At 63.8% G+C, this 13,411-nt stretch carries 15 protein-coding genes; 6 read left to right on the forward strand and 9 right to left on the reverse strand.

The window, feature by feature from the left end; translation table 11 throughout:
* Positions 1–119 precede the first annotated feature (119 nt).
* Positions 120–815 (forward strand): alpha/beta fold hydrolase, encoded by a 696-nt coding sequence (locus QM694_RS10655; RefSeq protein ID WP_415006912.1) that lies wholly within the window; start codon positions 120–122, stop codon positions 813–815.
* Here QM694_RS10655 and QM694_RS10660 read toward each other — a convergent pair.
* Together QM694_RS10660 and QM694_RS10665 are read right to left on the reverse strand one after the other, a co-directional pair.
* A complete protein-coding gene (locus tag QM694_RS10660) occupies positions 808–1,638 on the reverse strand; it encodes a c-type cytochrome (protein ID WP_415006913.1) in 831 nt (276 codons plus the stop codon). The two genes, QM694_RS10655 and QM694_RS10660, sit on opposite strands and share 8 nt — an antisense overlap.
* Positions 1,639–1,723: 85 nt before the next feature.
* Positions 1,724–2,182, reverse strand: coding sequence for a c-type cytochrome (locus QM694_RS10665; RefSeq protein ID WP_415006914.1), 459 nt, complete (start codon positions 2,180–2,182; stop codon positions 1,724–1,726).
* A 283-nt stretch (positions 2,183–2,465) separates the two neighbouring features.
* Here QM694_RS10665 and QM694_RS10670 point away from each other — a divergent pair, with 283 nt between their 5' ends.
* Complete coding sequence (locus QM694_RS10670; protein ID WP_415006915.1) at positions 2,466–2,591, forward strand: hypothetical protein; 126 nt, start codon at positions 2,466–2,468, stop codon at positions 2,589–2,591.
* Between the two features lie 12 nt (positions 2,592–2,603).
* Here the strand turns inward: QM694_RS10670 and QM694_RS10675 are convergent, their stop codons facing one another.
* The 3 genes from QM694_RS10675 to QM694_RS10685 all read right to left on the reverse strand — a co-directional run bounded on the left by QM694_RS10675 (position 2,604) and on the right by QM694_RS10685 (position 5,274).
* Positions 2,604–3,383: a response regulator gene (locus QM694_RS10675; protein WP_415006916.1), complete on the reverse strand. Its 780-nt coding sequence runs from the start codon at positions 3,381–3,383 to the stop codon at positions 2,604–2,606.
* Between the two features lie 123 nt (positions 3,384–3,506).
* Entirely contained in the window at positions 3,507–4,154 is a 648-nt protein-coding gene (gene upp, locus QM694_RS10680; protein WP_415006917.1) for a uracil phosphoribosyltransferase, read from the reverse strand.
* On the reverse strand, positions 4,147–5,274 hold the full coding sequence (locus QM694_RS10685) for a pyridoxal phosphate-dependent aminotransferase (RefSeq protein WP_415006918.1): 1,128 nt from the start codon (positions 5,272–5,274) through the stop codon (positions 4,147–4,149). Before QM694_RS10685 ends, upp begins: the two co-directional genes overlap by 8 nt.
* 84 nt (positions 5,275–5,358) lie before the next feature.
* Here QM694_RS10685 and QM694_RS10690 point away from each other — a divergent pair, with 84 nt between their 5' ends.
* From QM694_RS10690 to QM694_RS10700, 3 genes are read left to right on the forward strand one after another with little or no spacing between them, the layout of a single operon-like run.
* Positions 5,359–6,339, forward strand: coding sequence for a hypothetical protein (locus QM694_RS10690; protein WP_415006919.1), 981 nt, complete (start codon positions 5,359–5,361; stop codon positions 6,337–6,339).
* Positions 6,336–7,337 carry a carbohydrate kinase family protein gene (locus tag QM694_RS10695; protein WP_415006920.1) on the forward strand — a complete coding sequence of 334 codons (1,002 nt, stop codon included), beginning with the start codon at positions 6,336–6,338 and terminating at the stop codon, positions 7,335–7,337. The genes QM694_RS10690 and QM694_RS10695 overlap by 4 nt, the downstream gene beginning before the upstream one ends.
* Before the next feature lie 4 nt (positions 7,338–7,341).
* Positions 7,342–8,862 (forward strand): hypothetical protein, encoded by a 1,521-nt coding sequence (locus tag QM694_RS10700; protein ID WP_415006921.1) that lies wholly within the window; start codon positions 7,342–7,344, stop codon positions 8,860–8,862.
* A 54-nt stretch (positions 8,863–8,916) separates the two neighbouring features.
* Here QM694_RS10700 and pnp read toward each other — a convergent pair whose 3' ends face one another.
* The 3 genes from pnp to truB all read right to left on the reverse strand — a co-directional run bounded on the left by pnp (position 8,917) and on the right by truB (position 12,470).
* Positions 8,917–11,073 carry a polyribonucleotide nucleotidyltransferase gene (gene pnp / locus QM694_RS10705; protein WP_415006922.1) on the reverse strand — a complete coding sequence of 719 codons (2,157 nt, stop codon included), beginning with the start codon at positions 11,071–11,073 and terminating at the stop codon, positions 8,917–8,919.
* A 167-nt stretch (positions 11,074–11,240) separates the two neighbouring features.
* The gene (rpsO, locus tag QM694_RS10710; protein ID WP_415006923.1) at positions 11,241–11,510 is read right to left on the reverse strand and encodes a 30S ribosomal protein S15; all 270 of its coding nucleotides are present in this window, start codon (positions 11,508–11,510) and stop codon (positions 11,241–11,243) included.
* A gap of 21 nt (positions 11,511–11,531) precedes the next feature.
* Positions 11,532–12,470, reverse strand: coding sequence for a tRNA pseudouridine(55) synthase TruB (gene truB, locus QM694_RS10715; protein WP_415006924.1), 939 nt, complete (start codon positions 12,468–12,470; stop codon positions 11,532–11,534).
* On the opposite strand from truB, the gene QM694_RS10720 reads away from it, so the two are divergent.
* The gene (locus tag QM694_RS10720; RefSeq protein WP_415008671.1) at positions 12,400–13,155 is read left to right on the forward strand and encodes a hypothetical protein; all 756 of its coding nucleotides are present in this window, start codon (positions 12,400–12,402) and stop codon (positions 13,153–13,155) included. The genes truB and QM694_RS10720 overlap by 71 nt on opposite strands.
* Before the next feature lie 32 nt (positions 13,156–13,187).
* Here the strand turns inward: QM694_RS10720 and QM694_RS10725 are convergent, their stop codons facing one another.
* Positions 13,188–13,355: a hypothetical protein gene (locus QM694_RS10725; protein WP_415006925.1), complete on the reverse strand. Its 168-nt coding sequence runs from the start codon at positions 13,353–13,355 to the stop codon at positions 13,188–13,190.
* Positions 13,356–13,411: the final 56 nt, after the last annotated feature.

A 13,411-nucleotide genomic window follows, 5' to 3' on the forward strand; every position in this document is an offset into this window, starting at 1 on the left:
ATAAGCTTTTCTCACTCCAAACTCATCTCACGCCTCTTCACCAAAGCGGGACTCTGGCTTTCGCCAGGGTGACGGAGAGGGCCAGTGGCGCGTGCCGTTTCTGCAGGTTATGAAGCCCCATGCACACTCTCATCCTCATTCCCGCCTTTGGCTGCGATCACCGGCTTTATGACGAGGTGGCGGAGGCTTTGGCTCCGGTCATCCACCCTCTCGTGCTTGTGGCTGATCGCGACAGTTTCTCAGGCTGCGTGGAGCAAATTCTCGCATCAGCGCCGGAGCGGTTCACGGTGCTCGGCACCTCCTTCGGCGGGCGCTGCGCGCTGGAGTTGACGATTGCCGCGCCGGAGCGCGTCGAAGGGTTGGTGATCATCGGCTCGGGCGCGGGGCCGGTGGCGGACAAGGCGGCGGGGTTGCGCCGCTCCACCCGTTTGCGCGCGGGCGAAATGGAAAACGTGCTGGCCGAGATGGGCGATATGGTCTCGCATCTGCCCGGCCCCAATGGCCCCAAGGCCCGCGATCTCTTTGTCTCCATGGGGCGGGACATGGGGGCGGAGCGCATGGCCCGGCAATCCGATGCGCTGGCGGGCCGTGTTGACAGGAAGCCGCACCTGAAAGACATCGCCTGTCCGGCGCTGATGCTGTGGGGCGTGCATGACAAGTTTTCACCCGCAGCCGACGGGCTTGCCATGTCTGCCGCCATGCCGCGCGGGCGCTATGCGGAAATCGAGGGGTGCGGGCATTTTCCCACGCTGGAATTTCCGCAGGAGACGGCGGCGATCCTCCAGCACTGGCTGGCCAACAGCGGACTTATTTGAGCGTGACGAGATATTCCGCGATGGCCCGGAGATCCGATTCAGGCAGCTTCGACAGGTTGGTCTGAACGTCGCCCATGCCGCCCGAGGAAAGGCCGTCATAGCCCATGGTCTCGCCATATTCGAGAGCGGAGGCGAGATCGGCGGCATCCTTGAACTTGCCGCGCCCGATCAGGCCGCGGAGGCTCGGCACCCTGCCGGTGCCTTCCGGATGCGGCCCACCCGCGAAGGCCTTTGACGTGTCGCGCGTCATGAAGAGGGTGCGCGGCGTGTGGCACTCCTGGCAATGGCCGGGGCCATTCACCAGATAGGCGCCCCGGTTCCAGCTTTCGGACTGCGCCGGATCGAGCTGAAATTCGGCGGTATCGAGTCCGATCCATTTCCACAACCCGATGCCGCGGCGCAGGATGAAGGCCGCCGGAATGTCAGCCGCTTTCTGCGGCGCATGGACGGGCGTGAGTGTGGCGAGATAGGCCCGGATGTCCAGAACGTCCGTCATCTTCATCGATGCATAGGACGTATAGGGAAAGGCCGGGATCAGGTGAAAGCCGCCTGGGGCGAGGCCGCGCTGCATGGCGTTGACGAATTGCGCATCCGTCCAGGCGCCGATCCCCGTCTCGCGGTCGGGCGTGAGGTTGGGCGGATAGAAGGTGCCGATGGGCGTCTTGAGTGGCGTGCCGCCGGCGGGAAGCCCCGCATCCACGTCCTTGAGGTCCGGCCCCGGCTTGTGGCAGGACATGCAGCCGCCTGCATTGAACATGAGCTTGCCATTTGCAAGATCATCGGTGTGCTGGGGAATGGCGGAATCCGGGATGGGCCGCGGCATGCTGGCCACCCAGAAGACGGCGAACCCCAGCGCCGCAAGCAGCGCCAGGGTCTTGAGCGTCCGTTTTACCCCCGGCCGCAGAATCCTATTCCTTCGGGCGGCGGAATTTCTCGTGGCAGCCCTTGCAGGCGCCGCCCAGCGCCATGACAGCAGGCTTCAGCTCATCAAGGCTGGTGGTGGCAGCGACCGCCTTGTCCTTCTCCACGAAGGCGCCGCCCGCCGCTTCAAATCCCTTCATGTCGGTCCAGATTTCGGGCTTGGCATAGGTCTCGACCTTGTCGCCCTTGGCGGTGTCCGGCCCCCACCAGTTGGCCCAGTCGGCGCAGGCCTTCTCGTCGGTGGCGAGCGCCTCATGCACGGCGTCGGCACTGTAATCCTTTTCGCCCTTCACGATGGCGGCCAAAGCCCCCATCATCTTGCCATTGGCCTTCATGCAGGCCTGACGCGCGGTGATGATCTCATCCACCGAAGCGGCCTGCGCGCCGCTCACTCCCATTCCCAGCACGACCGCAGCCGCGGCTGCCAGCATCATCCCTCTGCCCATGCACGTTCTCCTCGTTGGCTTTTGGCTACCCTGCGGGAAGTCTCCCATGGAGGAGGTTACAGAATTATGGCGGGATTTATTCCATCACGTTTGCGTGCGTAACCGGGCCTTTACCATGTCACCAAGAAGCCGCCGTTCCGGCCCGCTGAAGCCACGCATTTCAGTCAATTTGTAAGTGAACGGCGGGTGAATGGGTGTTTCCGGTTGTGTTCAGCGTGGAGGTTTTAGCGTGGCTTTAAGTTCAACGCCTTACAGTGCAACGCCAGACCCCCAAGGTGACGCCATGAAGACCAAGACCCAGACGCAATCAGCCGATCGCAAGCCCGCCGTGAGCCCCGACCTGTCGGAATTCCTGCACATGCTGGCGGCCCTCGAGACGCAGCTCACCACGCCGCGCACCCCGCGCTGATTTTTCCGGATTTCAAGACCGGTGGAGTTCCGCCACCGTTTGCGCCGCCACCGCCTTGAGCTGGCGCACGATTGCAAGCTCTTCGTCCGCGCCCATCACCTGATCGAGCAGCACGGCCACGCCCATGAGCTTGGGCGCCGCGAAAGTCCGCCCCAGAGCCGCCAGCCGCCGTGCCGGAACGCTGCGCGATCCCGCCATCCGGCCTGAGACGATCTCTTCCAGCCGCTGCATGTTGGCTTCAATGTCGGCGCAGGCGATGGCCACCAGCCCGCGCCATGCCTCAGCCCCCAGCGCCCGCTTCAGGCCTGCGCATTGCGCTTCGCACACAACCGGCGATTCGTCTTTTGAAGAGACGGCTTCCGGCTCATGGAAATCCAGCGCCGCCTGCACCGCCGCGTGAAGCTCGTTGCGGTTGGCGGGCTTGGGAAGTGCGATATCGAACGTGTCGCTCAGCTGGCCGGACTGCATGGCATCGGCCACGAAAGCGGAGAGCGCCATGATGGGCGTGCCGCGCTTTTCCGGCATATCGCGGATGAAGCGCGCCGCCGTGATGCCATCCATGATCGGCATTTCAATATCGAGCACGATCACGTCAAAGGTGTGATCGGTGGCAAGGCGCACCGCCTCTTCGCCATGGATCACCGCGTCAACGTCGCAGCCCATGCCCTTGAGCATGGCCGTGGTGACGACGCGGATGGGATCGCAATCCTCGGCCAGAAGCAGGCGCGGACGCCGCCCGCCGGGGCCTTTCAGCACCAGAGCCGAACGTGGCGGGGCCGCTTGTTCGGGCATGGCAACTGACATCACGCTCGGTAACCCTCGTAAAATGCTTGAGAAGCATTTTAGGAATTCGGGTCTTGCCGAAAGGTTGCATCGAAGCCGCAATCGGCGGGATGGCTAATACGGGGTTAAGCCCTACTTGGTGCCGAACATGCGGTCACCCGCGTCACCCAGCCCCGGCACGATATAGCCATGGTCGTTGAGATGGCTGTCGACCGCCGCCGTATAGATCGGCACATCGGGATGGGCTGAGGCCACCCGGCGGATGCCCTCCGGCACCGAGAGCAGGCAGACGAGGCGGATGTCCTTCGCACCCTTCTCCTTCAGCCGCGTGAGGGCGGCCACGACGGAATTGCCGGTGGCCAGCATCGGGTCCACCACGATCACCCGGCGCTCGGCAATGTCATCCGGCACCTTCATGTAATATTCGACGGGCTGCAGCGTCTTGGGATCGCGGTAGAGGCCGATATGGCCGACGCGCGCCGAGGGCATGAGGTTGAGCATGCCTTCCAGCAATCCGTTGCCGGCGCGGAGGATCGACACGATCACCAGCTTCTTGCCCTTGAGGATCGGCGCTTCCATTTCGGCAACGGGCGTCTCGATGGTCTGGGTGGTCATCGGCAGGTCGCGCGCAACTTCATAGGCGAGAAGCAGGCTGATCTCATGCAGGAGCTGGCGGAACACGGCGGAGGGCGTGTGCTTGTCGCGCATCAGCGTGAGCTTGTGCAGCACCAGCGGGTGATTCACCACAGTGAGGTTCTTGGGCAGGTCCGTGTCAGCCATGGGCAGCTCCTGTTCCGGTATGTTGTGCGGCGGCGAGCGCCCTGGGCAGGCTTTCGGCGAAAAGCGCAAGATCGGCCGGCGTTCCCGCCGAGACGCGGATGCAGCGGTTGAGGGGTGCTACACCCGGCATGCGCACGAAGATGCCATCCCCAACGAGATGATCAAGCACCGCCTTGGCGAACGCGCCGTCACGCCCGCAATCAATGGCGACGAAATTGGTGGCCGATGGCAGGGGCTTGAGGCCATTGGCGATGGCGATGCGGGCGATCTCTTTCCGCGCCGCATCGACGTTGCGGATGACATCCTGCAAATGGTGTTGGTCATCCAGCGCCGCGATGGCCGCCTGCTGCCCCAGCCGTGTGACGCCGAAATGGTTGCGCACCTTGTCGAAGGCGCGGATCAGGCCGGCATGGCCCACCGCATAACCCACCCGCATGCCCGCCATGCCATAGGCTTTCGAGAAGGTGCGGAAGCGCAGCACATGGGGGTTCGACACATCGAGCGGCGGCAGCGTGCCTTCTGGCGCGAATTCGCCATAGGCTTCATCGAGCATCAGCACCGCATGTTCAGGCACGCCTGCGATGAGCTTTGCAATCTCGTTCGCACTCCACCAGCTTCCCATCGGATTGTCGGGATTGGCAAAATAAATGAGCCGCGCCGTCTCGCGCCGGGCGAGATCAAGCACGCTGGCCGGATCCTCGCGGTCATTCACATAGGGCGTGGTGACCAGCTGCCCGCCGAAGCCCGCGACGTGAAAGTTGAAGGTGGGATAGGCGCCGAGCGAGGTGGCGACCGTGACGCCCGGTTCCACGAATAATCTGACGGCGAGGCCGAACAGGCCGTCGATCCCCTCGCCCACCGTGACGTTGTCCGGCTCCACACCCAGATGCCGCGCCAGCGCCGCCTTGATCTCATGGTTTTCCGGATCGCAGTAGCGCCACACATCGGGCGCTGCCGCCTGCATCGCCGCGATCACCTTTGGCGACGGGCCGAACACGCTTTCATTGGCGCCGATGCGGGCCCGGAAGACCGTGCCGGTGCGGCGCTCCAGTGCCTCGGGCCCGACGAAGGGAACCGTGGAGGGCAGGCTTTCGGCGAGCGGCGTGAAGGGCGGTTGCATGATGCCATTTGCCCGAAGCCGGTGTTTCTTGACAAGCCCCGCCCCGGCGGCGATCACAGGGTTCAGCAACCAGGACGATCATTCATGAAAAGCCTCGACGCCAAGCTCCGCAAGATCAACGCCGGGAACTACAAGCCGCAGGATTTCATCATCGCCGACGCCAAGGATGGCGACATGGCGATGGGGCCCGGTGGCGCGGGACCGGGGCCGGACGGCACGGGCTTTCGCGTGAGGCCCAAATTCCATGACGCCATCCGCGATATCGTGAAGAAGAAGGCGGTCGACATCATGCTGGGCTCGGCCTCGACCATCGAGGCGCTGGCCGATGCGAGGCTCTTCGACAAGTCCCCGGTGACGCCCGCCATCCGCGCCAATGACACGACGGATATCTGGCTGCCGCGCGGCGCGCATTACAGCAAGGAACCGTCGCGCCCCTTCCGCACCGCATCGCTTCAGCATGTGAAGAAGTTCTGCAACCTCGGCCTCTATTCGGTGACCTTCAACAATGTGCTGGACCGCGACTATGCCTCGATCGAAGCCTATGCGCGCTTCCGCGAGGAGGCGCACCGGCTGAAGTTCCGCCACTTCCTCGAGGTGTTCAACCCCAATGCGCCACAGGGCCTCACCGCCGAAGCAATGCCGGGCTTCGTCAACGACTCGATACTCCGCATGCTGGCGGGGGTGACCAAGGCCGAGCGCCCGGCCTTTCTCAAGATCGTGTTCAACGGCAAGAAGGCGCTGGCCGAATTGGCCGACCATGATCCGGGCCTCGTCGTCGGCGTGCTGGGCGGATCGGCGGGCACGACGCGCGACACCTTTGAGCTTCTCACGCAATCCGAGCAGGCGGGGGCGCGTGTGGCGCTGTTCGGGCGCAAGATCAACCTGGCCGAAAGCCCGCTCGATCTGCTGGCGCTGTTCCGCCCGGTGATCGAACGCAGCATCGCGCCAGAGGAAGCGGTGCGCGCCTATCATGGCGAACTGGCGAAAAAGCATCTCGCACCCAAGCGCCCGCTGGCCGATGATCTGCTGATTACCGAGCAAGTGCTGGAAGGCTATCGCGGATGAGAAGGCGGGGCATCGTGCTCGCCGGAACGGTGATCCTCGATGTTGTGAATATCGTCGATCACTGGCCGGCGGAGGAGACGGTGGCCTTCATCCAGCGCACCGAGCATGGCGCGGGCGGCCCGCCGCTCAACGCCGCCGCAGGGCTTATGAAACTCAAAGCACCCTTCCCGGTGACGCTGGCGGGGGCGGCGGGCGATGATGCCTATGGCGATATCCTCGTGGCGCAGGCGGCAGGCTATGGGCTGGATGTTGCTGGCATCGCGCGCGTGGCGGGCGGCATCACCAGCCACACCATGGTGATGTCCTCGGCGCAGAACGGCAGGCGGACGTTTTTCCACCACACCGGCGTGAATGCGGCACTCTCAGCCGCGAGCCTTTTGCCTGCGTCCACGGATGCAAAACTCTTCTATCTCGGCAGCCCCGGCATCGCGCGGGCGATGGATGAAGCGAATGGCTGGGCCGCGCTGCTGAAACAGGCGCAAGCGCAAGGCCTCAAGACCTGCCTTGAACTGGTGCCCATCGCCGAAGATTTGCTGCGCGCGCTCGTGCCGCCCTGCCTGCCGCATTGCGATTATGTTGTGTTCAATGATTACGAAGCGCAGGCCGTGACCGGTCTTGACACCACCAGGGGCGGCAGGCTGGAGGTGACAAGCGCCCTCGCCGCCTGCCGTGCGCTGCTGGGCATGGGCGTTTCAACGCTGGCCGCCATCCATCATCCCGATGGCGCGGTGGCGGTGAACGCATCTGGCGAAACCGCCGTGCGCGGATCGGTGCGCGTACCTCAATCCGAGATCGTGGGCTCGGTGGGGGCGGGCGATGCCTTCTATGCCGGGATGCTGTTCGGCATTCACGAGGATTGGCCGCTGGCCCTCTGTCTCGACCTTGGCAATGCCGCCGCCGCGACCTCCCTTCATGCCGCCACCACATCGGCATCCATTCGTCCGTATAAGGATTGTTTGTCCTATGCCGGTGCGCTGGGCCTGAATACGCTGGAGTAAAGCCATGGAGCGTCCGCTTGATCTCGATCAGGGGCTGTCCGGCGTTGCCGATGCGAAGCCCTATGCCATCGTCGACATCGGCTCAAACTCGGTGCGCATGGTCGTCTATGACCGGCTGGGCCGCGCGCCGATGCCGCGCTATGTGGAAAAATCCCTCTGCCGTTTGGGCGAAGGCCTCGCGCAGACCGGCATGATTTCGGATGAGGGCTTCCGCCGCACCATCGAGGCACTGCGCCGATTCCGCGCCATCGCCGATGCCATGGGCGTGACGCGCATCGACGTGACGGCGACCGAAGCCATGCGCCGCGCCGCCAATGGGCAGGCGCTGGCCCTCGCCATCACCGACGCCACGGCCCTTCCCGTGCGCATCTTGGCGGGCGAGGAAGAAGCACGCTTCGCCGCCATGGGCGTGATTTCCGGCTTCTTCCGCCCGACGGGACTTGTAGGCGACATGGGCGGCGGCAGCCTTGAACTGTCCGAAGCGGTTGACGACCATGTGGGCGGCCGCTGGAACAGCCTGCCGCTTGGCGCGCTGCCGGTGGAGGCGCTGCTGGCGCAGGGCATCGACCACGCCAAGGCGCGCATCGACAAATTGCTAAAGGAGGATATTCCGCCGCAACTTTCGCGGCCCGATTTCTATGCGGTGGGCGGCGGCTGGCGCGCACTCGCGCATGTTCACATGACAATGACGAAAGCGCCGGTGCAGGTGGTGCATGGCTATGTGCTGAAGGCGAAGGAGGCACGTGGCTTCGCCAAGGATCTGCTCAAGCTCTCGCCTGCGAAGCTCGCTGGCCTGCCAGGCCTTGCCGAACGGCGCGCCCGCACCATGCCCTCCGCCGCCATCATGCTGGACCGCGTGCTGAAGCGGCTTGAACCCGAGCGGGTGATCTTTTCGGCCTTGGGCCTCCGCGAGGGATGGCTTTATGCGCAGCTTGGCAGGGACGAACAATACCGCGACCCACTGGTGGAGGGTGCGCGCGTCACCGGCCTGCCATTGGCCCGCGTTCAGCATTTCGCGGCGGCGCTTGTGCGCTGGACGGCGGTGCTGTTTCCCAACGAGACGCCTGCTGAAATGCGCCTGCGCGTCGCCTGCTGCGCATTGTCCGACATGGCGTGGCGCGACCATCCCGATCTTCGCGCCGAAGAGACATTCCGCCGGCTGCTGCAATATCCCTTCATCGGCGTGAGCCATGCCGAGCGGGTGTTCATCGCCGCCACGATCCATGCGCGTTACGCCGGGAAGCCCGATGCGCCGTGGCTTTCGCCCGCCATCGCCCTGCTCTCACCCGCCCTCCGCCAGAAGGCGCAGATTCTGGGCCGCGCCATGCTGCTGGGCTATCGCCTCTCGGGCAGCGTGCCGGAGGTGCTGCTCGCGTCCCGCCTTCATATTCTGCCCGGCCGTGTGCGGCTGGAGGTGACGCCCGCCGCCCGCGTGCCCGACAGCGAAGTGGTGAAGAGCCGCCTGAAGCTGCTGGCCTCGGCGCTTGGCGTTGCGGATTACGATGTGATCGAAACCGCCGCATGAAAAAGGCGCGAGGGTTGTCCCCCGCGCCTTCAAAATCATCCGTGAACGGATGGATCAGCCGTTGGCGGCGTCATCCGAAGCGCTGGCGTCTTCGCCGAGCTTCTTGGAGATGTCCTCGCCCGTGACCTGGTCCACCTGCTTCATCGACAGGCGCACCTTGCCGCGGTTGTCGAAGCCCAGCAGCTTCACCTTGACCGCATCGCCTTCATTGACGACATCGGTGACCTTGGCGACGCGGCGGGGTGCGAGTTCCGAGACATGCACGAGGCCGTCCTTGGCGCCGAAGAAGTTGACGAAGGCGCCGAAGTCGACGACCTTCACCACCTTGCCGTCATAGATCTGGCCGACTTCCGCTTCCGAGGTGATCGACTTGATCCACTTGAGCGCCGCTTCGATGGAAGCGCCCGAGCTCGAGGCGACCTTCACCGTGCCATCGTCCTGAATGTCGATCTTGGCGCCGGTCTTCTCCACGATCTCGCGGATGACCTTGCCGCCGGTGCCGATCACTTCGCGGATCTTGTCGGTGGGAATCTTGAGGGTTTCGATGCGCGGCGCATGCTCGCCAAGGCTCGAGCGCGCATTGGTGAGCGCCTCCGCCATCTTGCCGAGAATGTGCAGGCGGCCATCCTTGGCCTGCCACAGCGCCACCTTCATGATCTCTTCGGTGATGCCGGTGATCTTGATGTCCATCTGCAGCGAGGTGATGCCATCGGCGGTGCCGGCCACCTTGAAGTCCATGTCGCCGAGATGATCCTCGTCACCCAGGATGTCGGAGAGCACCGCGAAGCGCTCGCCTTCCTTGATGAGGCCCATGGCGATGCCCGCACAGGGCGCCTTGAGCGGCACGCCCGCATCCATCAGCGACAGCGAGGAGCCGCACACCGTGGCCATCGAGGAGGAACCGTTCGACTCGGTGATCTCGGAGACCACGCGGATCGTGTAGGGGAACTGGTCCTGCGCGGGGAGCAGCGGATGGATGGCCCGCCATGCGAGCTTGCCATGGCCGATTTCGCGGCGGCCGGTGGCGCCCATGCGGCCCGTCTCGCCCACCGAGAAGGGCGGGAAGTTGTAGTGCAGCAGGAAAGTGCCCTTCTGCGTGCCGTCGAGCGAGTCGATATACTGCTCGTCCTCGCCGGTGCCGAGCGTGGTGACGACCAGCGCCTGGGTTTCGCCGCGCGTGAACAGGGCTGAACCGTGGGTGCGCGGCAGGACGCTGGCTTCCGCCACGATCTGGCGCACCGTCTTGGTGTCGCGGCCGTCGATGCGGAGGCCCGTATCGAGGATGGCGTTGCGCACCACGTCCTTTTCGAGATGCTTGAAGGCCTCGCCGATCTTGTTGGCGGGCGGCGCATCAACCTTGCCTTCGCCGGTGAGCTCGGCCAGCACCTTGTCCTTGGCCTTGGCGACGGCTTCATGGCGCTCTTCCTTGGTGGGAATGGCATAGCCTGAGCGCACATCCGCCTCGGCGATGGCCTTCACCTTGTTGTAGAGCGCCTCCTCATCGGGCGGCGTGAAATCGCGGGGGGCACGGGCCGAACGTTCCGCCATGCGGATGATCGCCTCGATCACCGGCTGGAAGCCGCGGTGGCCGAACATGACGGCGCCGAGCATGATCTCTTCCGAAAGCTCCTTGGCTTCCGACTCCACCATCAGCACCGCATCCTGGGTACCGGCGACGACGAGATCGAGCGACGAAAGCTTCTGCTGCTCGATCGTCGGGTTCAGCACGTACTCGCCGTCGATATAGCCGACGCGGGCCGCGCCGATGGGGCCCATGAAGGGAATGCCCGACAGCGTGAGCGCCGCCGAGGAGGCGACCATCGCCACGATGTCGGTGTCGTTCTCGAGATCATAGGAGAGCACGGTGGCGATCACCTGCGTCTCGTTGCGGAAGCCTTCCACGAACAGCGGGCGGATGGGGCGGTCGATGAGGCGCGACACCAGCGTCTCGCGCTCGGTGGGGCGTCCTTCGCGTTTGAAATAACCGCCGGGAATCTTGCCGGCGGCGTAAGTCTTTTCCTGATAGTTGACGGTCAGCGGGAAGAAGTCGATGCCGGGTTTCGCGGAGCGTTCGGCAACGGCAGTGGCGAGCACCGTGGTCTCGCCGATGGTGGCGAGCACCGCGCCATCGGCCTGGCGCGCAATGCGGCCGGTTTCGAGGCGCAGCGTCTGCCCGCCCCAGCTGATTTCTTCAACGTCGATATTGAACATATGTGATTTCCTCTTGCCCTTCGCCGCCGCTTGAAAAGCGTGCACCAACACCTGGACGGCATCCCCTGTGGGCATGTCCGGGGCTGGCCCTATTGCCAGGCCCGGTGACGGGGACGCGGGCGGCGATTCCGGTGAACCGCCCGCTCGTACATTGCAAACAGATCAGCCTAGCGGCGGATCTCGAGGCGCTTGATGAGGGTCTGGTAACGGCCCTCGTCCACGCGCTTCAGGTAATCAAGCAGCGAACGGCGCTTGCTGACCATGGTCAGCAGCCCGCGGCGGGAATGATTGTCCTTCTTGTGGGTCTTGAAGTGCTCGGTGAGGTAGGTGATGCGTTCGGTGAGGATCGCAACCTGCACTTCCGGCGAACCCGTATCGCCGGGCTTCGTGGCATATTCTTTGACGAGCGCAACCTTGCGCTCCGCGGTCATGGTCATTCGGCCATCTCCCTTATGGGGTTAAACGTTGAAAAGACGCTTCGGCTTGAGCGATCCCTGCTCGATGGCGCAGATGCCGAGGGGCTTTCCGCCCTCCGTCACCAGAACCGCCTCTGCAGCTATGGGAGCATTCGCGCCTCTGAGCAGGACACTCTGTCCCTGCCTCAGGCGTTGGGCCTGCGCTGCATCGATGGCCAGTGCCGGGATGCCGTCCAGCACGGTCGCGATGGGTTGCAAAACCCCGTCCATGGCGTTTCCGCCGGGGGCCTTATGGCGCAATTCCTCCAGCATTTCCAGTGGAATCATGTGCGCCTCGGTAAACGGCCCGACAGCCACCCGGCGCAGCATGGAGACATGGGCAAGGCACCCCAGCGCTCGCCCCATATCCCGCGCCAGCGAGCGGATATAGGTGCCTTTTCCGCAACTTACCTCGAAGGTGGCGTGATCCCTGTCGGGCTGATCCACCAGTTCAAGGCCTTCGATGAGGATGGGCCGGGGGGCGAGTTCCACCGCCTCTCCCGCCCGCGCCAGATCATAGGCCCGCTCGCCCTGGACCTTGATGGCCGAGAAGGCGGGCGGCGCCTGCAGGATCTCGCCCCGGAAGCGCGGCAGGACGGCCTCGATCTCCGGGAGCGACGGGCGTTCGGCTGATATGGCCGTGACGTCCCCTTCGAGATCATCGGTGGAGCGCTCCTCACCCCATGAGGCGGTGAAGCGGTAGACCTTGCGGCCATCCATCGCCCACTGCACCGTCTTGGTGGCTTCACCGAGCGCAATGGGCAGGAGGCCGGTGGCAAGCGGATCAAGTGTGCCGCCATGCCCCGCCTTCTCCGCTCCGAACAGCCAGCGGATTTTGCCGACCGCCTGCGTGGACGTCATGCCATAGGGCTTGTCCAGCACCACCCAGCCATGGACGGGACGGCGCATCCTTTTTTCCGGGGTTTTGCTGTCGGCGTTCAATTTATCTTACTCTTGGTTCCATGTTTCACTAACATCCCGCGCCATGACACGGCACCCGGCGTTCATTTTCTGCATGATCATTTCCACGCTGTGCGTGGCCGCGGCGGCACTGAGCGACCCAATGCTCTGGGAAATGAATTACTACGATTCCGGAATATTCTTCTGGTGGATGCTGCCTCTCGCCGCTTTGGCAGTGGCGATCTTTTGCCTGCCGGTTTTGATCGGCTTGATGTTTCTCTGGTTCTTGATATTCCGGCGCAAGGGAATAGCCCTTCTCATCCCGCTTGCTATTTCGCTCGCCGCCGTCGCCGTGGGCCTTTTCGTGAATACGACTGGCTGGTGGCTCATGTATAATGATTGGCGCTTCGGCAAGGCGCGGGCCGAACTGTTTTCCAAGGTCATCGCCAATCCGCCTCAGGGAGGCGCCGAAGAATATTTCGGCATTCCGGTGCCAGGGTCATCAGGCTCCCATCTCAGCCTCGGCGATGGGCCTGCCTATTTCAAGATGACGGATAAAGGCCCACTGGTCCTGTTCGTCACGTTTGCGGGAATTCCAGATGGGTTCTCCGGCTTCCTCTATGCGCCCGCCGACATTGATCCCAAGCAAGCATGGCCGGATATGCAGTTCGAATGGAGCGACGCGTGGGACAAGGACCGGCATATTTATTTTGTTGGAAACCGCTGATGAACCCAGCCATGGACGGGACGGCGGGGAGATTATAGCTGGTCTTGCGGCCTCTCCTGACTGGGAAAGTGACGTTCGATATAATTTTCCAGCGCATCAACCAGGATTGACGCCTTGGAACAGCCGCCTATCCTTGCCATATTTTCCACTTGCTTGCCTAGTTGCTCAGGGATTCGCACCGATATCTTGGTTTTTGCCATTCGCCTGCTCCGGCACAGAGTATCTCAGCGCGGCGCCATCACTGGCCCGCAATCTA

Source organism: Aestuariivirga sp., from assembly GCF_047602625.1.
Classification (GTDB): Bacteria; Pseudomonadota; Alphaproteobacteria; order Rhizobiales; family Aestuariivirgaceae; genus Aestuariivirga.